The 21407-nt window shown below is 34.3% G+C and carries 24 protein-coding genes; 18 read left to right on the plus strand and 6 right to left on the minus strand.

Annotated features, from left to right (window positions below):
• Nucleotides 1-33 precede the first annotated feature (33 nt).
• Entirely contained in the window at nucleotides 34-180 is a 147-nt protein-coding gene (locus tag NKG37_RS18375; RefSeq protein ID WP_156827883.1) for a DUF4021 domain-containing protein, read from the minus strand.
• 77 nt (nucleotides 181-257) lie between these two features.
• Entirely contained in the window at nucleotides 258-821 is a 564-nt protein-coding gene (locus tag NKG37_RS18380) for a CBO0543 family protein (RefSeq protein ID WP_254415073.1), read from the minus strand.
• A 148-nt stretch (nucleotides 822-969) separates the two neighbouring features.
• Between NKG37_RS18380 and NKG37_RS26160 the strand changes: the two genes are divergently transcribed.
• The 3 genes from NKG37_RS26160 (at nucleotide 970) to NKG37_RS18390 (ending at nucleotide 2265) form a co-directional block, all read left to right on the plus strand.
• Nucleotides 970-1098 (plus strand): hypothetical protein, encoded by a 129-nt coding sequence (locus NKG37_RS26160; protein WP_263479837.1) that lies wholly within the window; start codon nucleotides 970-972, stop codon nucleotides 1096-1098.
• Between the two features lie 105 nt (nucleotides 1099-1203).
• Nucleotides 1204-1632, plus strand: a complete 429-nt coding sequence (locus tag NKG37_RS18385) for a cell wall hydrolase (protein ID WP_254415074.1) — start codon at nucleotides 1204-1206, stop codon at nucleotides 1630-1632.
• 162 nt (nucleotides 1633-1794) lie between these two features.
• Nucleotides 1795-2265 (plus strand): YbaK/EbsC family protein, encoded by a 471-nt coding sequence (locus tag NKG37_RS18390; RefSeq protein ID WP_016205018.1) that lies wholly within the window; start codon nucleotides 1795-1797, stop codon nucleotides 2263-2265.
• Nucleotides 2266-3083: 818 nt separating this feature from the next.
• Here NKG37_RS18390 and lexA read toward each other — a convergent pair.
• On the minus strand, nucleotides 3084-3704 hold the full coding sequence (lexA, locus tag NKG37_RS18395; protein WP_016205019.1) for a transcriptional repressor LexA: 621 nt from the start codon (nucleotides 3702-3704) through the stop codon (nucleotides 3084-3086).
• A gap of 154 nt (nucleotides 3705-3858) precedes the next feature.
• Between lexA and NKG37_RS18400 the strand changes: the two genes are divergently transcribed.
• From NKG37_RS18400 to NKG37_RS18435, 8 genes are all read left to right on the plus strand, one after another.
• Nucleotides 3859-4170 (plus strand): cell division suppressor protein YneA, encoded by a 312-nt coding sequence (locus NKG37_RS18400; RefSeq protein ID WP_254415075.1) that lies wholly within the window; start codon nucleotides 3859-3861, stop codon nucleotides 4168-4170.
• Between the two features lie 22 nt (nucleotides 4171-4192).
• The gene (locus NKG37_RS18405; RefSeq protein WP_254415076.1) at nucleotides 4193-4855 is read left to right on the plus strand and encodes a YneB family resolvase-like protein; all 663 of its coding nucleotides are present in this window, start codon (nucleotides 4193-4195) and stop codon (nucleotides 4853-4855) included.
• Nucleotides 4856-5050: 195 nt separating this feature from the next.
• A complete protein-coding gene (locus NKG37_RS18410; RefSeq protein ID WP_016205022.1) occupies nucleotides 5051-5284 on the plus strand; it encodes a DUF896 domain-containing protein in 234 nt (77 codons plus the stop codon).
• 251 nt (nucleotides 5285-5535) lie between these two features.
• Nucleotides 5536-7542 carry a transketolase gene (gene tkt, locus NKG37_RS18415; RefSeq protein WP_016205023.1) on the plus strand — a complete coding sequence of 669 codons (2007 nt, stop codon included), beginning with the start codon at nucleotides 5536-5538 and terminating at the stop codon, nucleotides 7540-7542.
• A 154-nt stretch (nucleotides 7543-7696) separates the two neighbouring features.
• The gene (sirA, locus tag NKG37_RS18420) at nucleotides 7697-8161 is read left to right on the plus strand and encodes a sporulation inhibitor of replication protein SirA (protein ID WP_254415077.1); all 465 of its coding nucleotides are present in this window, start codon (nucleotides 7697-7699) and stop codon (nucleotides 8159-8161) included.
• Nucleotides 8162-8247: 86 nt separating this feature from the next.
• Complete coding sequence (locus tag NKG37_RS18425) at nucleotides 8248-8466, plus strand: YneF family protein (RefSeq protein ID WP_016205025.1); 219 nt, start codon at nucleotides 8248-8250, stop codon at nucleotides 8464-8466.
• Nucleotides 8467-8679: 213 nt separating this feature from the next.
• A complete protein-coding gene (locus NKG37_RS18430) occupies nucleotides 8680-9216 on the plus strand; it encodes a hypothetical protein (RefSeq protein WP_016205026.1) in 537 nt (178 codons plus the stop codon).
• A gap of 171 nt (nucleotides 9217-9387) precedes the next feature.
• The gene (locus NKG37_RS18435) at nucleotides 9388-10503 is read left to right on the plus strand and encodes an IS4 family transposase (RefSeq protein WP_169188410.1); all 1116 of its coding nucleotides are present in this window, start codon (nucleotides 9388-9390) and stop codon (nucleotides 10501-10503) included.
• Between the two features lie 688 nt (nucleotides 10504-11191).
• Here the strand turns inward: NKG37_RS18435 and NKG37_RS18440 are convergent.
• On the minus strand, nucleotides 11192-11647 hold the full coding sequence (locus tag NKG37_RS18440; RefSeq protein WP_101731228.1) for a GNAT family N-acetyltransferase: 456 nt from the start codon (nucleotides 11645-11647) through the stop codon (nucleotides 11192-11194).
• A 533-nt stretch (nucleotides 11648-12180) separates the two neighbouring features.
• Between NKG37_RS18440 and NKG37_RS18445 the strand changes: the two genes are divergently transcribed.
• Both NKG37_RS18445 and NKG37_RS18450 read left to right on the plus strand, forming a co-directional pair.
• The gene (locus NKG37_RS18445; protein ID WP_016204866.1) at nucleotides 12181-13935 is read left to right on the plus strand and encodes an ABC transporter transmembrane domain-containing protein; all 1755 of its coding nucleotides are present in this window, start codon (nucleotides 12181-12183) and stop codon (nucleotides 13933-13935) included.
• On the plus strand, nucleotides 13928-15739 hold the full coding sequence (locus NKG37_RS18450) for an ABC transporter ATP-binding protein (protein ID WP_016204865.1): 1812 nt from the start codon (nucleotides 13928-13930) through the stop codon (nucleotides 15737-15739). The genes NKG37_RS18445 and NKG37_RS18450 overlap by 8 nt, the downstream gene beginning before the upstream one ends.
• A gap of 621 nt (nucleotides 15740-16360) precedes the next feature.
• Here the strand turns inward: NKG37_RS18450 and NKG37_RS18455 are convergent.
• Nucleotides 16361-16561 (minus strand): aspartyl-phosphate phosphatase Spo0E family protein, encoded by a 201-nt coding sequence (locus tag NKG37_RS18455; RefSeq protein ID WP_016204864.1) that lies wholly within the window; start codon nucleotides 16559-16561, stop codon nucleotides 16361-16363.
• Between the two features lie 217 nt (nucleotides 16562-16778).
• Between NKG37_RS18455 and NKG37_RS18460 the strand changes: the two genes are divergently transcribed.
• The 4 genes from NKG37_RS18460 to NKG37_RS18475 all read left to right on the plus strand — a co-directional run bounded on the left by NKG37_RS18460 (nucleotide 16779) and on the right by NKG37_RS18475 (nucleotide 20619).
• The gene (locus NKG37_RS18460) at nucleotides 16779-17483 is read left to right on the plus strand and encodes a cytochrome c biogenesis CcdA family protein (RefSeq protein ID WP_016204863.1); all 705 of its coding nucleotides are present in this window, start codon (nucleotides 16779-16781) and stop codon (nucleotides 17481-17483) included.
• Nucleotides 17484-17689: 206 nt separating this feature from the next.
• Nucleotides 17690-18049, plus strand: coding sequence for a response regulator (locus tag NKG37_RS18465; protein ID WP_016204862.1), 360 nt, complete (start codon nucleotides 17690-17692; stop codon nucleotides 18047-18049).
• 173 nt (nucleotides 18050-18222) lie between these two features.
• Nucleotides 18223-18696, plus strand: a complete 474-nt coding sequence (locus NKG37_RS18470) for a CcdC family protein (RefSeq protein ID WP_254415078.1) — start codon at nucleotides 18223-18225, stop codon at nucleotides 18694-18696.
• Nucleotides 18697-18930: 234 nt separating this feature from the next.
• Nucleotides 18931-20619: a methyl-accepting chemotaxis protein gene (locus NKG37_RS18475; RefSeq protein ID WP_254415079.1), complete on the plus strand. Its 1689-nt coding sequence runs from the start codon at nucleotides 18931-18933 to the stop codon at nucleotides 20617-20619.
• Nucleotides 20620-20732: 113 nt separating this feature from the next.
• On the opposite strand, the gene NKG37_RS18480 is transcribed toward NKG37_RS18475, so the two are convergent.
• Entirely contained in the window at nucleotides 20733-20996 is a 264-nt protein-coding gene (locus NKG37_RS18480; protein ID WP_016204859.1) for a phage holin family protein, read from the minus strand.
• 189 nt (nucleotides 20997-21185) lie between these two features.
• On the opposite strand from NKG37_RS18480, the gene NKG37_RS18485 reads away from it, so the two are divergent.
• The gene (locus NKG37_RS18485) at nucleotides 21186-21407 is read left to right on the plus strand and encodes a DUF1659 domain-containing protein (RefSeq protein WP_016204858.1); all 222 of its coding nucleotides are present in this window, start codon (nucleotides 21186-21188) and stop codon (nucleotides 21405-21407) included.

The following is a 21407-nucleotide window of genomic DNA, read 5'->3' on the forward strand; positions in this document are numbered from 1 at the left end:
CCTGCAAGAAGTATGCAGGAGTAATTTTTCGTTTTAATACTTTTGCTGATTATTTGTTTTGTTTATGGCATTCTCTTCCTTTGTTTCTGCCATACCATATAAGCCGTTCATTTCTTGTTCATCCGTATCTAAGCCTAAATTGTTTTGTTTGTTTATTTCATTCTTCTTTTGATCTTTCATGTTTTTTGCTCCTTTCATGGTCTATTCTTTAATAGTCTGTCGAAAAATAAAAATTATATGTGAGAAAGAGAACATGCTTAGCTAGGAAGATGCTTCTTAATTTTTTCAAAAAGAGCCTTTAACATAATACCTAAGATAATAAAACCAACAAAAGATTTCGTATGGGACCAATGTTCTCCTAATATAAACATTTTTCTTAGCATAAATAATGGTTCGATAATATATGAAAATAATATAGACCAACCTAAAGTAGCTACTAAAAATTTGTGCCAATTGCTAAAGTATTGATAGACAAGCATTGCTGTTATAGGAATAATGACTAAATTAGCAGGAATTAACGGAGTGATGATGGGGATAAGTTTATCCGGATAGCTCCATAGCATTAATTCTGTGCCAATAATGTCTAGGAGCATAGATATAGTGGCACATACCATGCCATAAGAGAATATTTCAAAAAAACGATTTTTATCTACTAACCTCCACCAAATAAAATAGGGGATTATCGTTGCTAAGAAAAGAATCCACCAATTTGGCGAAAATAAATCATGCTGAAACCAATGATCGATGGTCAGATGGTATAATTTCTCCTTTGCTTTATTAATTTCCATGTTAGTAGGAAGATGCAATATTAAGCTATACATATAGGTCACCACTTTTATTTTTCAACAATAAAAAAGAATTTTATGGTATTAGTATGAATGAAGATTGGATTTTTTATTAGATATTTTTAGTATACATAAATTTACCAATGATGGGAGAGAATAAAAGTTATTAAAGGTGGGATATGTAATGAAAAAAAAGTGGAAAAAATATAAAGTCTATATTGTTGGTTTGTTCTATATTATTTTTATTAATGGACTCATTGCTGCAAGCTATATTATAGGTTTTAAGGAATTTAAAAAACTTATTAACTTTTAAAAAAATAGTCTATGTATGATTACTTAAAATACTTTCAGTGTATTTTTCCTTTAAGGAATAGGATAAGGTATGGAGAAATAGGATGAAAGTGTAGGAGGTGATACATTGGCAGTAGTACGAACAACAGATGCGGATATTGATTTATTAGCAAGACTTATCCGTGCTGAAGCAGAGGGAGAAGGGGAATTAGGGATGTTATTAGTTGGGAACGTTGGAATTAATCGGATAAGAGCAGATTGTTCTGATTTCAGGGGACTACGTACTGTTTCCGATATGGTTTATCAACCCCATGCGTTTGAAGCAACAACGAAAGGTTATTTTTATCAAAGACCAAGAGAAAGTGAAAGACGGTTGGCGAGAAGGGTAGTGAATGGTGAATCCTTTTGGCCAGCAAAATATAGCTTATGGTATTTTCGTCCTCCAGGCGATTGTCCTCCTACTTGGTATAATCAGCCACATGTAGGGAGATATAAGCTGCATTGTTTTTATGAACCAACTGCAGAAGAATGCGAAAATGTTTATAACACATTCTAATCTTGAAGATTTTTTCTATTACTTATTAAAAAGGTGTCTGTATTTTGGAGGACATCTTTTTTGTGTAGAAATTTTGGAGAATTTTAAGAAATAAGCATTTGAGGTCTTGGTTAATTAGTGGTATATTTTAAAATATTATGAAAACTTAGGGAGTGTCTTACGTTGTCTTTAGAAAATGTACAAACATATTTAAGTAAATGGAATAGAGAGAAAGATATTCAAATTTTTGAAACCTCTAGTGCCACCGTTTTAGAAGCTGCAAACACATTAGGAGTAGAGCCGAAAAGAATCGCTAAAACGTTATCTTTTCGAAAGGAAGATGATGCAATCTTAATCGTAGCAGCGGGTGATGCCAAAATTGACAATAAAAAATTCAAGCAAACCTTTACAGAAAAACCAAGGATGCTATCTCCAGAAGAAGTATTGGAGAAAACGGGTCACGCAGTTGGCGGCGTTTGTCCTTTTGGTTTGACGGAAGATTTACCTGTCTATATGGATGAATCCTTGAAGCGATTCACCACCGTTTTTCCAGCTTGCGGAAGTAGTAATTCAGCCATAGAATTGACCAATGAAGAGCTATACATATACGGTAATGTAGTCGAATGGGTGAATGTATGTAAAGGTTGGGAGTAAAACAATAACACTATAAATATATTCGTGGGAGTTGGAGTTAGTGCAAAAATACATTGTAATCTTTTTAAGCATGACTATTACTTCTATAGTTATTAATGTGATTACTTCGATTACCAGTTTTGAATATAATTGGTAAGCATGATTTCATCTCAAAAAAATTATCTACCTATATTTTAAAACCCGAGCGGTTAAAATTCTAGACTAACTTGATGAAACCATGTTGATTGGAGCGGAAGGGGTGAGACTCCTATGGGAGATGCGAGAAAGTCCGAGACCCTGCAGGAGCGTAGCGACGAAGCGGCTCGGCGCTCGCCCCATGGAAAGCGAACCCCTGTAGCGGAAATTAACATCCCTATTAGAAGGGGCCACAAAAAAAGACCATAGGCAAAACCTCAAATTTCAAGGAGTTTGTCTACAGTCTAAGAGGCTGGGACATAAGTATTCCAGCCAAGGATAATTCCGAACAATTATACGAAGATGCTAATGAATGTTCCGTATAATTGTTCGGGCTTTTATTTGTTTTTCAAAGGATGTTTCCATGAAGTTTGGTGCGATTCCCCGCAGCCGGAATACACTTCGCTTTCCATGGGGCTCGCGCTGAGCCGCTTCGGCCTGTGGCCTGCAGGGTCTCAGACTGTCTCGCTAATCCCATAGGAGTCTTCGTGTATTCCGGCTGCTCTGTTTTTCCAACTAATTATATTTCCTCTTGTAAAAAGTATGCGAAAGCAGCCGCTATTTACTAGCTATATTAGAAATTGTTCGTCTTTACAGAGTATCTATTTAGTTATGTCCCATCCTCTTTTCAATTAGAAAAGTACTTATTGAATTTGACGGTATACACCAATTACTTTACCAAGAATGCTCACATTATGAAGAATGATCGGCTCCATTGTGCTATTCTCTGGTTGAAGGCGAATAAAGTCGCGTTCTTTAAAGAATCGTTTAACTGTTGCTTCATCTTCCTCGGTCATTGCGACAACAATATCCCCGTTATTAGCTGAATGCTGTTGTCTGACGATTACATAGTCACCATCTAATATACCAGCTTCAATCATACTTTCTCCCATTATCTCAAGCATGAAAATTTGTTCATCGCTCGGTGCAAGCCTTTCGGGTAATGGAAAATATTCTTCTACATTTTCAATAGCAGTGATAGGCATACCGGCTGTAACTTTTCCGACTACAGGAACATTAATAATATTATATTTTGGTATATTGCTTTCTTCTAAATCCAGTATTTCAATAGCTCTTGGTTTAGTTGGATCTCGACGGATTAGTCCTTTACTTTCTAATCTTGCTAAATGACCGTGAACTGTTGAACTTGATGCAAGACCAACTGCTTCTGCAATTTCACGAACAGAAGGTGGATATCCTTTTAGCTTTACTTCTTCTTTTATGTATTCTAGTATGTCTAATTGCCTCTTTGAAAGCTTCTGCATTATACGCACCTCGTTATATTATTCTTGTACTAATTATAACACGATAAATAAAAGGATACAAACATAAGTTCTATTTTGTTATTGACAGGAAACGTTTGTTCGTATTAAACTAGATTTATAAACGAACATACATTCTAAAAAGGTGGAATTATAGATGGCAAAACTGTGGGAAAAATATTCATATACTATTATTCTTTTAATTTGTGGGTTAGCAGCGTGTATAATGATTGTAGTTAATACTGGAGAATCAGATTCAAGCGATTATATGTCGGTTAGGGTGAAGAATGGAGAAACGGTATGGGAACTATCAAATGAATATGCAGGTTCCTATAATATGACGAAAAAGCAATTTATCAAATGGGTAGAAGAAAATAATAATATTTCTGCTAGTAATATTACAGTTGGAAAAGAATTGCTTATCCCAGTGCGTGAAGAGGATCATCAACTAATGTTAGCTTCTGAATAAGAGAAAAGGAAACGAGATAGTAATGAAGATTGAAAAAAATGCAATAATTTATTGTCGTGTAAGTACAGATAAAGAAGAACAGACTACATCCTTAGCAAGACAGGAAGAGGAATTATTAGAATTGGCAAGTAAAATGGACTTTCAAGTAAAACAAATAATCTCGGAAAGAGCAAGTGGCTACGATTTAGATAGAGAAGGACTGCTCGAGCTATTAACGCTGATAAAAGAGGAAGACATATCGTCGATCTTAATACAAGATGAAACGAGATTGGGAAGAGGAAATGCTAGAATTGCCATATTACATTGCATTTTAAAGGAAAATATAAAGGTTTATAGCATATCGTCATCTGGAGAGCTTACTCTTTCAGAGGCAGATGAAATGGTATTGAAAATTGTCAGCATAGTAGAAGAATATCAGCGGAAGATACATAATTTAAAGATAAAAAGAGGAATGAAACGAGCAGTAGAGAATGGTTATCGTCCTGATAAAAATTTAAAAAACTTAGGAGATCATTCTGGAAGACAGAAGCTGGAAGTTCCAATTGAAGAAGTAGTAAAATTAAAGCAAAATGGGTTAACCTTTGCAGAAATAACGTCTACTTTAAAGGGACTAGGCTATTCTTTTTCAAAAGCTACTATTCATCGAAGATACCAAGAATATATGGAACAATTAAACGAAACTTAAGCTAATCGTAAAAATAGGAAAGTGTACTTATTTATGCTATAATTAATTTTCAACAAGCCAGTTGCATTGTAAACTGGGCTTTTTTATGTTTTGTGTAGCCTACCTTATAGCCATTCCATAATAGTACCAAAAGTTAAAGGCGTATAGGCAGGAATAATCTATATTTAAAGTAAACTTTAATAGAAGGAGAATAAAATGTTCCCTAAAAATAAACTTAATCGTATAAATGAACTTGCAAAAAAGAAAAAGGAAATTGGTTTAACACCAGAAGAAGCAAAAGAACAAACGAAATTACGCGCTGAATATTTAAAAAATTTCCGTTCTACGATGGTAAATACAATCGAAAATGTAAAGATTATTGATCCAGAAGGAAACGATGTTACCCCGCAAAAAGTTAAAGATATTCAAAACAAAAAGAAGATGCATTAATTCTATCAAAGATTTTTTTTACAAATAAAGAAGTCTACAAGAATATACCAAGCAAGATAGGATCAACTCTTTTAGTAGAAAAAAACCTTAGCATGAAAAAATGTTAAGGTTTTTTTATGTTTTCTTAAGGAATTAATGGGTAAAATACCAAATAAATGTCGAAATTATATAGTGGTGCTTCTTTCTAAATTACATAAATAGAAAAGAATCATATAGGAAACATAAATATGGAAAAGAGAGGATGTTGAAAGTTGAATACAAAATTAGATCATTTATCGATTGCTTCAATTAGAACACTATCCATTGATACAATTGAAAAAGCAAAATCAGGTCACCCCGGAATGCCAATGGGGGCTGCACCAATGGCGTATACATTGTGGACATCTTATATGAATCATAATCCCAAAAATCCAGATTGGTTTAATCGTGATCGCTTTGTTTTATCTGCAGGACATGGCTCTGCATTACTATATAGCTTATTGCATTTATCCGGCTATGACTTATCACTTGATGATCTAAAGCAATTTCGACAATGGGGAAGCAAGACACCAGGTCACCCTGAATATGGACATACTGTAGGAGTTGATGCAACCACAGGTCCTCTTGGCCAAGGGATTGCGATGGCTGTCGGAATGGCTCTTGCAGAAAAGCATTTAGCAGGTGTTTATAATAAAAATAACTATCCAATCGTTGATCATTTTACATACAGCATTTGTGGTGACGGTGATTTAATGGAAGGAGTATCAGCTGAGGCTGCTTCCCTTGCAGGACATTTACAATTAGGAAAATTAGTAGTGATGTATGATTCTAATGATATTTCTTTAGATGGTGATCTAGATAAATCCTTCTCCGAAAGTGTGGAGCAACGTTTTAAGGCTTATGGTTGGCAATATATCCGAGTAGAAGACGGAAATGACACAGATCAAATAGCTAAGGCTTTAGAAGAAGCAAAAAAGGATCAATCTAAACCAACATTAATTGAAGTAAAAACAATTATAGGATTTGGTGCACCAAATAAAGCTGGGAAATCACTTGTTCATGGAGCTCCCCTTGGTGCTGATGAGTTGAAGTTAACAAAAGAAGCGTATAAATGGACTTTTGAGGAAGATTTCTATGTACCAGATGAAGTGTATAATCATTTTAAAGAAAAGGTTGCAATCCATGGGGATAAAAAGGAAAAAGAATGGAATGATCTTTTTTCAAATTACGAAAAAGAATTTCCAGAACTAGCTGAACAGTTAAAGTCTGCTTTATCTGATACATTACCGCAAGGCTGGGATAATGACTTACCAGTTTATGAAGAAGGTAGCAGCTTAGCAAGCCGTGCCTCATCAGGTGAAGTTATCAATAGTATTTCAAACAATCTACCATTTTTAATTGGTGGTTCTGCCGATTTAGCGGGAAGTAATAATACAATGATAAAAGGAGGAGACGATTTTACTCCAGAAACACCTGAAGGAAGAAATATTTGGTTTGGAGTTAGAGAATTTGCGATGGGAGCAGCACTTAATGGAATTGTCCTCCATGGTGGATTGAAAATTTTTGGCGGTACCTTCTTCGTTTTTTCAGATTATTTAAGACCGGCTATTCGTCTTGCTGCATTGATGGGACTGCCGGTAACATATGTATTCACCCATGATAGTATTGCAGTAGGTGAAGATGGTCCAACCCATGAGCCTGTAGAGCAATTAGCTTCCTTAAGAGCAATGCCAAATCTTTCTGTCATTCGTCCAGCCGACGGAAATGAGACAGCAGCGGCATGGAAAATTGCGTTAGAATCTACGGATAAGCCAACAGCATTAGTTTTAACTAGACAAAACTTGCCAACCATTAAAGGAACAAAGGATAATGCATATGATGGTGTATCTAAAGGTGGATATGTTATTTCTCCTACAGAAGCAGGAACACCAGATGCATTGTTAATCGCAGCAGGATCCGAAGTTGGTCTAGCAGTAGAAGCGCAGCAAGAATTAGAAAAAGACGGAATTAATATCTCTGTTGTAAGCTTACCTGCATGGGATCGGTTTGAACAGCAATCAAACGAGTATAAAGAGACAGTTCTTCCTAAATCAGTAAAGAAAAGATTAGCAATAGAAATGGGGAGCTCTCTTGGTTGGCATAAATATGTAGGGGATGAAGGAGATGTTCTTTCAATTGATACATTTGGAGCATCTGCACCTGGAAATAAAATATTAGAGGAATATGGATTTACCGTGTCCAACGTTGTAAAACGCTTAAAAGCATTGCTAGAAAGTTAAACTAGTAAGAATGACTGGGATGTGATTTTCAAGAATGACGGAAAATCACTTCTTCGTTCATTCTACTTTCTTTGATTCGACAAAATAAGTCTGTTTTTTTTACACCTTGAGACACATCTTGAAACAAACCTTCTTTATAATAGAAGGAAAAGAAGTGGACAGGTTGGTGAAGAGCAGTATGAGAAGATATCAATTGTATTTAATTAAAGAAAAAATCGCCATTCATTATAACGGTAGAGAACGCTTGTTTTACAATTTATTTTCGGACCATACTAAAACAGACGATGGACCATTAAAGGAAATTCTTCAAAAACAGGTTGATTTTATTACACTGCCTATTTCCAAATGGATGATCGAGAATCAATTATATACCGCTTTGCAGAGAAATAAGAGCTTCCAATATAAAGATGGTGTGTTTTATATAGAAAATGGAAATTTAAGCAGCGCATCATTAATGATGAAGGACGATTATTTATATATAGAAGCAGATGGTTATTATGACGCGGAATCCATTTTCTTTGAAATTATTCGAAAGCACGAGCCTTCCTTTTTAGCAATAGATATAGAAAATGATCGATTTGGCTGGTTAAAACCGATAAAAGAAAGAAATTTTGTGTAAAATGGAGAAATTCTGTAACAGATATTGTATAATATTATCTGGTCTAGTACACTAAAGTATAGACAACATGAAGGAGGAAAAAAGATATGCCTTGGTACGCTTGGTTGAGTATTGTCGTAGCATTGATCGCCGGTATTGTTATCGGATTTTTTATTGCGCGTAAATACATGATGAACTACTTAAAGAAAAACCCACCAATTAACGAGCAAATGTTAAAAATGATGATGATGCAAATGGGAATGAAACCTTCTCAAAAGAAAATCAATCAAATGATGACAGCGATGAACAAACAACAAGGAAAATAATAGGACAAGCTAGTAGCAAAGCCTATTTTTCTGATTTGATAGGAGAGTATTCAGTCATTATTTATAAATAAATGGTAATCTCATCAAAACTTCTTAAACCATATTTTTCTGTGAATACACAGCAGGAAAATATGGTTTTTATTTGTTTTTACAGAATTTTATATACTAACAGAAGTGAAGGATGAAAGGAAATAAAAGAAAAGGAGATTTAGTATGTTAACATACCAGATTAGACTAGAAAGCCTATACACTAAAATGGCATACATCCTTTATAAATCGAGGCAAGTAGGACGAAGTAATCTAGATGACGAAGTGGAGTCATACACTGATCTAAAATTAGTCCCAGTGATGCAATATGGAAATGAAATGTTAAAAGAAGGATTGATAGAAGAAGATTTGGAATATATTTTCTCATTAAGAAAAATAGAATACAGTAAAAACCCAATTTACAGTGGGGATGATTTGAAATTAATAAGTATATGTTTTAAGTACTTCATTCTCATCGCACAAGGTGATTATATGGAATTTAGCGATTTTAGTCGTTTAATTCTTCGTTATGAGAATGTTGAGAATAAACATTCATCTTTGGTTCAGTCAATAAATAGTTTAGAAGATGCGGAAGAAAAGAAAGTTCCTATTAGTTATGAAGAATATCTTAATCAAGTGGAGGAGAGAAAAAACAGCAAAAAACTCCTTTTATCTAAAGAAGACGTAGATCGATTGTTGTATCGTATGAATGAAGAAAAGTGATTGATGTAGAATTTTTTTTATTCTTAATTACACTAGTGTTGCATTAATTTAATTTCACTATTAAAAATACTCGAAATGTTCACTTTTATTATTTTATGCATAGAAAAAGTCCTTTATAATGGATAAGTCAGGTGGTAACCCGTCCAAATCCACTAAAAAAGGACCAATCTCATGGACAAGATTACACGAAAAACTTCATTTGGACAATGGTTTTCGCCAATTAATCTTCAATTATTTGAAGAACAGGTGAAAACATTGAAATTAGATTGCTATACGAAAAAGTTAACGACAGAATCATTCCTAAAACTATTACTTTTTGCACAATTAGAAGAAGTTGAAAGTCTTCATGCGTTAAGTGATTGCCTTTTTGATGATCATCTTCAAAAGGAAATCGACCTTGATTCTATAAGCATTTCTCAGCTCTCGCGCCGTTTAAATGGTCTAAATCCAGATTTGTTTCAAAGACTTTTCCTTGATTTAGTCGGACAAATTCACGCCAAAACACACTACACAAAACTTGTCATGCCGTTAAAAATTATTGATTCAAGTACTTTGCCACTAAATTTGACCAATCATAAATGGGCGAAGTTCCGCAAAACTAAGGCAGGCGTAAAGTTACACTTACGCCTTGTATTTATGGAAAAGGGAGAATCCTATCCCGAAAAAGCCGTGATGACAACGGCAAGCGAACACGATCGTGGTCAACTTGAGATTATGGTTGACGATAAAGAATGCATGTATGTGTTTGACCGAGGTTATCTAGACTACGAGCGTTTTGATCGCATGACCGATGAAGGCTACTTTTTTCTTTCTAGGCTACGAAAAAACGCAGTCGTACGGGAGGTTTATGATTTTAAACTACCCAAGGATTCATCTGTTTTGTCGGATCAAATGGTGTTGATTGGTACAACTCAAAACCGAGCTGAAAACTATTTTCGACTTCTAAAAATAATAGATTCAAAAGGTAATGAACTTCATTTAATCACAAATCGTTTTGACTTAAGCGCCGAAGAAATATCGGAAATGTATAAATCACGATGGGCAATTGAGCTGTTTTTTAAATGGATTAAACAACATCTCAATATCAAGAAATTCTACGGTCAAAGTGAATGGGCGATTCAAAATCAAGTGTTTATCGCACTTATTGTTTTTTGTCTTCATGTTCTGGTACAACTCGAAACAAAAAGTAAGCGGAAAACCTTGCAAATTAGCCGTTATTTAAGGGCAGCATTGTGGAAACCAGCACATGTCTGGCTTCGCAAAATTGAAGGAAAAGCCATCCCTTAATCAACAAATTGTTGTCGTTGCACAGGTCTAATTGTAAATAAATTTCCAAATGGACAGGAGCCGCCTTTAGAAAGGTAATTACTTTTTTGGCTCTAAGTAGAGTAAACAATTAAACTGAAAATTATGACACTATTTACGCAACACTAGTGTCTTAATTATTCTATATAATACATGGTTGGAAATATAAGCATCATTTCCCCGGAAACCGCAATAAATGACAAATTGCTCTATATATATTTTTTTGACGATGAAAAGACGTCTTAATAAAGGAAAAACAAAAAAGAGGCTGGGACATAAGTATTCCAGCCAAGGATAATTCCGAACAATTATACGAAGATGCTAATGAATGTTCCGTATAATTGTTCGGGCTTTTATTTGTTTTTCAAAGGATGTTTCCATGAAGTTTGGTGCGATTCCCCGCAGCCGGAATACACTTCGCTTTCCATGGGGCTCGCGCTGAGCCGCTTCGGCCTGTGGCCTGCAGGGTCTCAGACTGTCTCGCTAATCCCATAGGAGTCTTCGTGTATTCCGGCTGCTCTGTTTTTCCAACTAATTATATTTCCTCTTGTAAAAAGTATGCGAAAGCAGCCGCTATTTACTAGCTATATTAGAAATTGTTCGTCTTTACAGAGTATCTATTTAGTTATGTCCCATCCTCTTAAACTCTGAACTTTTTTACCTTCTTTATTTAATCATTTATATATTTTATAACTGCCATTTCCTTACCGAATCTGTCTCCATGATCGATAAAACCTAAACTGGAATATAGGTGATGTGCTGATTTATTTTCAGGGTGATACCCAACCACGATTTTTTTAACATTGGCTATTTTAGTCATTTCCTCCATCATTAATACAGTGGCTGCTTTTCCAATTCCTTTTCCTTGAAAATCCTTGTCAACCATTATTCTGTATATCCAATGTCCACCAAGTTCTTCCTCTTCAGCGTTAAACATTAAGAAACCAACGATTTTCTCTCCAAAGTAGATGGCATAAGGTTTTAATGTTGGTTCAAATTTGGATTGAGCAATGGAAATGGCGTTAGGTTCGATAAATTTTGCTTGTTCATCTGATACTTTTAATTCACAACATGTATACCAATTGTTTTCATTCAAACTTATTAGTTTCACTTCCGTATTATTCATTCATTTTTCCCCTCTCGAAATATGGGGATTTCTAAAGTTTATTAGCTAGGCATATCCCCATGGAATTTTACGATCAAATTAAATCTTTTGCTTATCATAATGAACGCCTCCCCTAAAAAAATTGGTCTGTAGAATCTTAAGCGATAACAGTTACTATTATATCATTTTTTCTGAAAATTAAGAGCTTAACTAGCAAAAACATGATAATAAATTATTCGAACAAAAGTTCTGTTTTTTGTTGACAGGTAACTAAGACAATAATAAACTAGATTTGAACAGAACGTATATTCGGGTACAGGGAGAACTTATCAATAAGAAGGGGGTTAAAGAACATGATAGTGGAGTCAGCAGTTAAGCTTACTTAATAGAGAAAAAATTTTAATGAAAATCAAAAACAAAAAGAAACAATATTTTCACTCCATTAAATATTTTGAAAATATAATAAAATTTCTTTCCAGTTCCTAAATCTTTTGCTAAACTAATGAAGGGTATTTTTACATATTTAGTTGCTAACAGATAAGAGGTGTATATGGTTGAAGGTTTTTTTAAATTTAAAATGGTATTTTATGCAGGAGAAGAAAGCATATCTAGGAGGAATTTCCCTATTGATTTTAGTTGCTGTACTGCAGCTAATTCCCCCAAGAATTGTTGGTATTGTTGTTGATCATATTCAGGGAAGAACACTGAATTGGTCCAATTTATTACAGTGGTTAGGAGTTTTAGTTGCTTCCGCATTAGCAATGTATGTGCTTCGCTATTATTGGCGGGTAATGATATTCGGCTCTGCTGTAAAGCTAGGGAAATTAATGAGAAATCAACTATATAGTCACTTTACGAAGATGTCTCAGTCCTTTTATCAACGAAATCGAACAGGAGACTTAATGGCCCATGCAACAAATGATATTCAGGCGATTCAACAAACGGCAGGACAGGGAGTTCTTACTTTAGTAGATTCATTAGCAACTGGCGGATTTGTTATTATTGCAATGGCAACTACAATTAGCTGGAAGCTTACGCTTATTTGTTTATTACCAATGCCGTTAATGGCTATCTTAACTAGTTATTATGGTTCTTTAATACATAAATATTTTCATCAAGCGCAGGCTGCTTTTTCTTCCTTGAATGATAAGACACAGGAAAGTATTTCTGGCATAAAGGTATTAAAAACTTTCGGTCAAGAAAAAGAAGATGTAGAAGACTTTCGTAAATCTTCTCTTGATGTAGTGGATAAAAATATTAAAGTAGCTCGTGTGGATGCACTTTATGATCCTACAATCTCCATTATTGTCAGTATTTCTTTCTTTTTAGCAATCGTTTTTGGTTCACGTTACGTTATTAATGGAGAGCTTAGTTTGGGGCAACTCGTTTCTTTTACCACTTATCTTGGTCTGCTTATCTGGCCGATGCTGGCATTTGGATGGCTCTTTAATATTATGGAGAGAGGGAGAGCTTCGTATGATCGTGTCACGGCTTTGCTAGAAACAAAGGTTGATATTATCAATCAGGCAAGTGCTATCAAAACGCCTCCAGCAGGGGATATTGTCTATGATTTGAAATCTTTCTCCTATAACAATAAAGTAGATGTTCTAAAAAGTATTCACTTTTGTTTGAAACGAGGGCAAACACTTGGGATCGTTGGGAAAACAGGAGCAGGGAAAACAACGCTCTTAAAATTGTTATTTAGAGAATACGATCATTATAATGGAAAGATTATGATTAATGGAACGGAAATAAAAGAAATAGACTTGGATGCATTAAGAGTTTCGATTGGGTATGTGCCACAGGAACATTTTCTTTTTTCCGCTAGTGTTAGAGAAAATATTGCTTTCACTAATCCAAATGTTTCAGAGGAAGAAATCCATCAAGCGGCAGTCTTGGCAAATATTCATGAGGATATCCTCGGGTTTACTGATGGATATGATACGGTAGTAGGTGAAAGAGGAGTTTCGCTATCTGGCGGTCAGAAGCAGCGTATTTCAATTGCACGTGCACTCCTTATGAATCCAGAAATACTAATATTAGATGACTCCTTATCAGCAGTTGATGCAAAAACAGAAGAAAGCATTCTGGAAGCTTTAAGAGCAAATAGAGAAGGGAAAACAACTATTATCACATCGCATCGATTAAGTGCTATTGAACATGCAGACCTTATCATTGTATTAGATGAAGGGCAAATTATTCAAAGTGGGGACCATCAAAAGCTGGTAAAGGAAACTGGATGGTATAAAGAAATGTACCACCGCCAAGCTTTAGAAGTAATGGTCAGCATGGGGGATACAAATGGATAAGACAATTAAACTGACGAGTGAACAGCAAAGAAAAGTATTATTTCGCTTATTGGGTTATATTAAACCACATAAAAAAGCGGTAATGATCGCTTTTGGTCTGTTATTATTATCGACATTAGGAGAATTGGCAGGACCATATTTAATTAAAATCTTTATTGATGATTATTTAACACCAAGAAATTTAGAAGTGCAGCCATTAATGGTATTAGGAATAACCTATATTCTAATTCAGATAATGAATGTTGTAATCATGTATTTTCAATTATTTAAGTTTCAAGAAATTGCTTTATATATTATTCAACAGCTTCGAGTCGATGTGTTTACCAAGATTCATACACTTGGACTCCGCTATTTTGACAAAATACCGGCAGGAAGTATCGTCTCCAGAGTAACAAATGATACAGAAGCGATTAAAGATATGTTTGTCAGTGTCCTGGCAACATTTATCCAAAGTGGATTCATGATTTTTGGAATTATTATCGCTATGTTTGTTTTAAATGTTAAGCTAGGTGCTATCTGTTTAATTTTACTTCCAATTCTTGGATTTATCATCTATACGTATCGAAAATACAGTGCGAACTTCTATCAAGATATAAGAGAACGATTAAGCCAATTGAATGCAAAGCTTAGTGAATCTTTACAAGGGATGAACATAATCCAAGTCTTTAGACAAGAAAAGCGATTAAAAACTGAATTTGATGATATCAATACAAAGCACTATAATGCGGGAATGCGTAATATAAAGCTTGAAGGGCTATTGCTTAGACCAGCTATCGATCTTGTTTACGTTCTTGGGCTTATTTTCGTTTTAAGTTATTTTGGTATATCTTCGTTTGCGAATCCTATTGAAATTGGTGTGTTATATGCATTTGTAAGTTATTTGGACCGTTTTTTTGAACCTGTCAATAATATGATGATGCGTTTATCCCTTTATCAGCAAGCTATCGTATCTGCGTTTCGCGTATTTACTGTTTTAGATGAAGAGGACGTAGAACCAAGCCTTGCTCTTAATAGGGAAAATAAAATCAAAAATGGTGTTATTGAATTTAAAAATGTTACTTTTTCATATGATGGTAAACAAGATGTTCTGAAAAACATTTCCTTTACTGCTAGAGAAGGGGAAACGGTTGCTTTAGTAGGGCATACAGGAAGTGGTAAAAGTTCGATTGTAAATTTACTTATGAGGTTTTATGATTTTGGAAAAGGTGACATTCTTATTGATGGAAAATCATTAAAGTCTTTTAACAAGTCTGAATTACGGGAAAGAATGGGCTTGGTTCTTCAAGATCCATTTCTATTCTACGGGACAGTAAAAGATAATATCCGTCTATATAATATGGAAACAACTGATGAAGAGGTAATCGAAGCAGCTAAATTTGTGCAAGCAAATCAATTCATTGAAAAACTAGAAGATCAATATAACCATAAAGTGGTGGAAAGAGGTTCTGCTTTTTCAAGTGGTCAGCGTCAGCTCATCGCATTTGCCAGAACAATATTAACGAATCCGAAAGTCTTAATTTTGGATGAAGCGACAGCAAATATTGATACAGAAACAGAAGAAGCTATTCAATTCGCTCTATCGAAAATGCGCAAAGGCAGAACAACGATAGCGATTGCCCATCGTCTTTCTACTATTCAAGATGCAGACTTAATTCTTGTTCTTCATAAAGGGAATATTGTGGAAAGAGGGAATCATCAACAGTTGCTTCAACAAAGAGGATTATATTATAAAATGTATCTTCTGCAAAATGGTGCAGCAGATTCTATTGAAGAAACAGTGGAGCATAAAGTAGAACTCACTTAAAAAAACAATCAATATAGTAAGTCTCATTTCAGAAAAAGAGGCTGGGACAAAACTAGATAGCCAATCTGTAAAGACGAACAATCTCTAATTTATCACTTAAATAAAGGTTCCTTTTATACAATGGTTATTTATGTTTTTAAATATAGTCAAGTGTAAAAACTAATTCGTTCCATTGCGCTACAGAAACTCGCTTTCCGCGGGGAGCAACCTAAGCCTCCTCGGCTAAAGCCTGTGGGGTCTTAGGTTTTGCTCTACTTCCCGCAGGAGTCGAGTGTCTTCCGCTCCATTCCACTCTGTTTTTAAAGGCAATTCCCTAAAAAATATTGTTTTTTTAGAAAAAATGAATTAGTAGGAAATATGGAGCAGCCTGAATACACGTAGACTCCTATGGGAGCTGCGAGAAAGTCCGAGACCCTGCAGGCCATAGGCCGAAGCGGCTCGGCGCTCGCCCCATGGAAAGCGAAGTGTATTCAGGCTGCGGATATTAACACTAACTGTACTGAAACAGCCTTTTATAAAACTAATAAATCCCGAACAATCATTTAGGATTATTTGATAGTTGTTCGGGTTTATCTATGACTGGAATACTTATTTCCCAGCCTCTTTTTCCTACTTATTCTTTTAAATATTCCATTGTTCTTTTGATGTTTGAAAGTTAGGATAGTCTTTTTTTAGACTTATTTCATTATATTTATTTAGTAATACATCCAATTCTTGACTGCATATAATGGCTGAAGAAGATGAAAAACCATGTTTCATAGCAATTTCAATAAGCTCTGTGCGCTTTAATTCGATTTGAGTAAGTAATTGCTTTTTTAGCATGGTAATTTTCCTTTCCGTCTATTATTTCTACTTCTAATTGATTACCTGTTCCTAATAAGGATGAAAGGAATATTTAGGTAACGTGATATTTTAGTGTGAAAATTAATTTACTTAATTATATCTATTTTTGGAAGTAAATGCAAAAATATCGTAGAAATACATAAACAGATGGAACAAGCATATAGATATAGGAAATGGGGAAAAGGAGAGATAAAAAGTGGTTGATATAAACTTATTTATTGCTTTGGGTGCCGGTTTTTTAAGCTTTATTTCTCCATGCTGTTTGCCATTATATCCAGCCTATTTATCTTATATTACTGGAATGTCTATAGGGCAGCTAGAAGAGGATAGATTATTTAAAAATAATAGTTTTATACATACGATATTATTCCTGTTAGGATTTTCTATTATTTTTATTGCACTTGGATTTGGTTCTACTTATATTGGAACCTATTTTAAATCTTATCATGAGGAAATTAGAAAGATAGGTTCAATCACGATTGTCTTTTTTGGTCTTATCATTAGTGGTGTTTTAAAACCTAAATGGCTCATGAAAGAATACCGATTTTCATTTAAATCTAGACCTACTGGTTATTTAGGCTCTTTGCTAATTGGCTTAAGCTTTGCAGCAGGATGGACACCATGCAATGGACCAATTCTAGCAACAGTCCTCTCTTTAGCAAGTCTTCACCCAGAAACGAGCTTGCTCTATTTAGGAGGTTACATTCTGGGGTTCGCATTGCCATTTATCCTTCTATCTTTCTTTATCTCTCATCTGAACAAGTTAAAGAAGTATAGTGTTCATTTTATGAAATTTGGGGGCTACTGTATGATTGCCATGGGATTCCTGTTATATATAGATGGGATGAAATGGTTCACACGAGTCATTTCGCCAATTTTTGGTGATTTTCAAGGTTTTTAATCCATTCAGCTTGCTGTATAATAGGAATTAAGAGGGTAAGGAGGATTTTTTGAAATAGAGTGATTTAAGTTACCTACATACCATGATTTGTCAACTTATGTGACAAAATAGATTGAAATTATCAAAAAGATTCGCTATATTGGATAAGTATTATGAAATATATATTACTATTAGAGATTGTTTTTTGGTGTTGAGGAGGAAGTACGATGGCTCGAATATTGATTGTGGATGATGCAAAATTTATGAGAATGACACTCTCAAATATATTAACTAGATCAAATCATGAAGTAGTTGGTGAGGGTGAAAATGGCAAGGAAGCAGTAAGATTGTATCGTGAATTGGATCCGGATTTGGTCACAATGGATATTACAATGCCAGAGATGAGCGGATTAGACGCTGTCAAAGAAATAAAGAAGGAATTCCCGCAGGCGAAAATTATCATGTGTTCTGCAATGGGGCAACAAAAAATGGTAGTCGAAGCAATTGAAGCTGGTGCTAAGGATTTTATTGTGAAGCCTTTTGATGATACAAGAGTTTTAGATGCAATAAATCGGGTGTTAAGATAACTAACGAAATGCAAAAAGGATATGATTCGAGTCGTATCCGTTTTTTTTATCTCTAATCCCTATGTTTAACTAGTTGATAAAGATAGATAAAAAATAGACAGGTTAGTAATCTTGATGGTAAGATTAAATGTATTGTAATGGAATTGATAAAAGGTAAGTAAAGGGGTTTTTCTATGACTTCTGTCATAATTTCAACAGTTATTGCAGTGTTTATGGGTGTCTTTTTTACGGTTATGAGAATGAAAGCGGCTACGAAGCCCGTCTCACTTAAAAAAATTATTCTCCCACCATTTTTTATGAGTACTGGTGCTTTAATGTTTGTCTTTCCTTATTTTCGAATTACCGGACAGGAAATACTAGAAGCGGCTATTGCTGGTATCATATTTTCATTTTTGTTAATTAAAACAACAAAATTTGAAATCAAAGAAAATGATATCTATTTAATTAATTCAAAAGTTTTTATCTATATATTATTTGGACTGTTAGCAATTAGAATTGTTGCTAAATTTATATTAAGCAGTTCAATCGATGTTGGCCCATTAGGTGGCATGTTCTGGATGCTAGCTTTCTGTATGATTGTTCCATGGCGAATTGCCATGTATATCAATTACAAGAAATTAGCAAAGAATTTAAGTCCGACAAATTAATAATATATTTAATCAAACTAGCTGGTTTAGAAAGAAATCTAGCTAGTTTTTGTTTTGAAAGCATAAAATTATTTCCTATATAGTATCCAACATATTGGTAATATTTAAGGAGAGAAAAGATTTTTTACAGAAAATTCACTAGTCATAAAGTCTTATTTACTTGTATAATAGAAGAATCTATAAAATGGATGTAACTTCTATAAGTGTTAAATGGATGGGAGAAGGGAGATTGAAATGAGATTTACGATTACGAAAAAGTTGGGGTTAGGATTTCTTTTAGTTATTATATGTATTTTACTAATTACTACTCTCTCCAATACACAAATTGCTAAGGTCGATAAAAACTATTCAAGTGTCATTGATCAACAGGTAAATAAGGTTATCATCTTGAAAAACATGAAAATAAACATGCTTCTTCAATCAGATGGAATAAATGGTTATTTGCTTACAGGAGAAACTTCTTATCTAACAAATTATGATGGTAGTTCTAAACGACTAGTAAATGATTTTAATACACTAAGTAATATGGATAATGATACTACAAGCAAAGAACTTATTGAGAGTATCCAAAAGCTTCAAGCAGATTTTTTAGTTCTTGGTGATAAGGCAGTGCAGGAAAAGATTTTAGAAAATGAAGAAAATTATCTCGATTTGATTACTCAGTCTAATGACATTCGGACAGAGTTTAGTAATGAAACAGATCAATTAATTAAATACGAAGAAACTAAAATGAGTGAAATAAGAGACAAAGTAGCTAGTGAAACAAAGGTTTATATTAATATTGTGATTGGATTAAGTGCATTCGCTATATTATCGGCGATTCTTATTGCTGTTTGGATTAGTAAAACAATCGCAAGAGGGATGAAGGAATCTTCTTCTATCATAAAAAAAGTAAGTGCAGGTGACTTAACAAAACAAGAAGTAAAAGGGAAAAGAAAAGATGAATTTGGAGAAATGGTAAGTTCACTGGCTAAGATGAATGATGAACTGGCGGATATCATTCAAGAAGTAAGAGAGACAGCCAATACGGTAAGTTTAAGCAGTGAGGAAATGGAAAACAGTGCAAAACAAACAGCTGTAGTTGCGGAACAAGTTTCAAGTATTTCCGAGAAATCGGTTGTACAGGTGGAGAGCCAAATGAACCAATTCCAAGTTGCTGTTCAAAATTATGATCTTATGAATAAAAGCATGGAGGAAATCACAGAGCGCAGTATTGCCATGAAAACAAAAATGTCAGAGGCAATGCGAAAAGCTCAAGATGGCAATCGTTCTATTGATGATGTTGTAGATAAAATGAAGGACATTAGTCATTCTGTTGTGGATTCATCAGAAATTATAAAATTGCTGGAACATAAATCTGCAGAAATTAGGCAAATTGCAGAATTAATAACAACAGTGGCAGAGCAGACAAATCTTTTGGCATTAAATGCGGCAATTGAAGCTGCAAGAGCAGGAGAACATGGAAAAGGATTTTCTGTAGTTGCCGATGAGGTTAGGAAATTGGCGGAAGAGAGCAGTAATTCTGCAAACTTAATTCAAAATGTTACAGATAGCATTCAGAAGGAAATAGGCCTTGCTGTTGATGGTATGAATAAAACAAGTACAATTGTAAATGAAGGCTTAGAAGGAACGGAAAAAACGAATATTGCTTTTACAGAGATTTTGCAGTCTATTTCTAATGTATCGGATAATGTTGAAGAAGTAACGAAGAAAATAGAAGACTTATCAACGAATAGTAAAGAAATGAAAAAAATTATGGAAAGTGTTTATAAAATATCTTCGGAGAGTATTTCTTATACACAAGAAACATCTGCTGCAACCGAAGAACAACTTGCATCGATGACAGAAATGACAGATTCTGCTAAAAAGCTTTCGGATATTGCTTCTAGTTTACAAAAGACAGTATCCCATTTTAAACTATAATTAGACATAACTAAAAGAGTCACCATTCATTTTACGTACAAAATGAATGGTGACTCTTTTTCACCTCGTATTTGCCATAACATACACTTATCCTACTCCTATTATATGGGAAATTATTTCGATTTATCTTTTTGAATAGTTTGTTTTGCAAGTTGGTGTCCAAAGACAGATACACCTGCTGCAATGATTCCATTTGTTATAGCTTCAAATGTGAATCCATAGGCAAAAGTTGCTAATACACTAGAAGCTAGGAGAAGAATCCAAATGATGGACCAATCAGGGATAATTGGCGTTTGTTTCAGCGCATAGCCAATAACCCAGAGAACGGGTACCAATATATAATAATGACCAAGTAAAAAAGATTGTAACCATTCCAAAGCATCTTTCCCTCCTTTAATGCTATATTGCTAGCATATGTGAAAGCAGGAAATATGATTGTTTTTATAACCATTGCCCCCTAAAAATTCCTTGAACCATTATAATAAAAAATCCCCGACTTTCTTTCGACGAAAACTGTCCTTTTTTCTTTGTTTGGCCTATTTAAAAGGTGATAGGAGGTGAGGCAGATGGCACAAGTTCATTGGAATGAATCTAGTTTGAAGCTGATGTTTCTGAATGGTATTAAAGAAAACGGAGATCCAAATCTTGTTACAAAAACGTTTCGAAATGTAAATGAAACGGCAACTCCAGAACAAATCTTAGCTGTAGCTCAGGGACTAGCATCATTAGTAACCTATTCTTTGTATTCTGTTGAAAGAAATGACACATCAGAAATTATCGAAGGTTAA

Origin of the sequence: Niallia sp. RD1 (genome assembly GCF_024219955.1) — a bacterium.
Classification (GTDB): domain Bacteria; phylum Bacillota; class Bacilli; order Bacillales; family Cytobacillaceae; genus Niallia; species Niallia alba.